Origin of the sequence: Streptomyces sp. TRM68367, assembly GCF_014495685.1 — a bacterium.
Lineage (GTDB): Bacteria > Actinomycetota > Actinomycetes > Streptomycetales > Streptomycetaceae > Streptomyces.
Genome location: NZ_JACTVI010000262.1, coordinates 1 through 1,542, shown reverse-complemented (window position 1 = coordinate 1,542; position 1,542 = coordinate 1). Strand labels below are relative to the sequence as shown.

Annotated in this window: 1 protein-coding gene; it reads left to right on the top strand. The window is 65.1% G+C overall.

Translation table 11 applies throughout. The annotated features are described in order from the left end of the window. The first annotated feature begins 638 nt into the window (after positions 1-638). Positions 639-1,529, top strand: a complete 891-nt coding sequence (locus tag H8R17_RS45375; protein WP_316959756.1) for a reverse transcriptase domain-containing protein — start codon at positions 639-641, stop codon at positions 1,527-1,529. Positions 1,530-1,542 lie beyond the last annotated feature (13 nt).

The following is a 1,542-nucleotide window of genomic DNA, read 5'->3' as shown; positions in this document are numbered from 1 at the left end:
ACAGGAGTGCGCCACGAAGTACCGCGTAATCGAGTGGAGGTGAAAGGCCGACACCGCCGGGCCGTCGCAGCGGTCTGGTGAAGCTGGGGGCAGCCTGATCCGGGGAACGCCGGGGAGGGTGGCAAGCGGCCCCGACAACGGCGGGACGTGCCGGGACTACCGGACGGTACGGGTCCGTCTAGCGAGGTCAGAAGGTGTAGCGAGAGCGAACCAGTGGTTGAAGTTCCGTAAGCAGTGAGCCGGCTCAAACGTGGTGGATACGGGCCGGTATGCAGCGCGTGACCTGCTCGTCCTCGCACGGGTGGATCAACTCCGAAGCCGGATTTCCTGTTCCGGTGGGGAGGCCACGTTGAAAGCCTGCGGCGTAGGCGTGGCGATGCTGCCGGAGTAGAGCTGGGCACCTCCCTGACCGATCGATTGTGTGGTGAACGTGGGAACCATCCGCGGTCGCCCGAGCTGCCGGACAGCCAGTTCGGTGGTGGGCAGGTCCGTTGCCGACTGATGGCCGTGGGTGGGGCGGAGGCCCCGTAGTAGTCGCGGGAGTAACGACCCGTCGTGGAGACCGGGAAAGCCGGTCGCAGGGCCAAGGGGGCCAGCAAGTCAGTGGCTGAAGTACTGGAATGTCAGGAGGGTCGCCGGTGAATACCGACGAGCTGGAGCGCGCCTTGTATGAGGCGGAGCGCCGGGTACTGAAGATCCAGACCAAGCTGCACCGTTGGGCTCGTGATGATCCTCATCGCAGGTTCGACGACCTTTTCAACCTCGTTGCCGATCCCGGCTTCCTGCTGGTGGCCTGGGATCGGGTGCGGGGCAACAAGGGTGCACGCACGGCCGGGGTGGACGGACGCACGGCGTCATCCATCGCGCTATGGGTCGGTGTCGAGGAGTTCCTCGACGTGCTGCGGTCGCAGATCAAGGACCGCAGTTTCCAGCCCATGCCGGTGCGGGAGCGGATGATCCCCAAGTCGGGCGGCAAGCTCCGCCGACTGGGGATCGCGACGATCACCGACCGGGTGGTGCAGGCATCCTTGAAGCTGGTGCTGGAGCCGATCTTCGAAGCGGATTTCCTCCCGTGTTCCTACGGGTTCCGCCCGAATCGCCGGGCTCATGACGCGGTGGCCGAGGTGCGCCTGCTCACGTCCAAGAAGTACGAGTGGATCGTGGAAGGCGACATCAAAGCCTGCTTCGACGAGATCTCACACACCGCTCTTATGGAGCGAGTGCGGTCACGCGTCGGGGACAAACGCGTCCTGGCCCTGGTGAAGGCATTCCTCAAGGCGGGCATCCTCAGTGAGGACGGCCTGCTGCGGGACAACGACACCGGCACCCCGCAGGGTTCGATCCTTTCGCCGTTGCTCAGCAACGTCGCGCTCTCGGTCCTGGACGAGCACATCGCCCAGGCCCCGGGAGGCGCCGGAGCTGATCGCAACGAGCGCCAGAGACGTCGACGCCGAGGTCTGCCCAACTACCGGCTGGTGAGGTATGCGGACGACTGTGCGCCACGAACACAACGGGAGGTTCTGATGTAGACCGAAGCTTCTG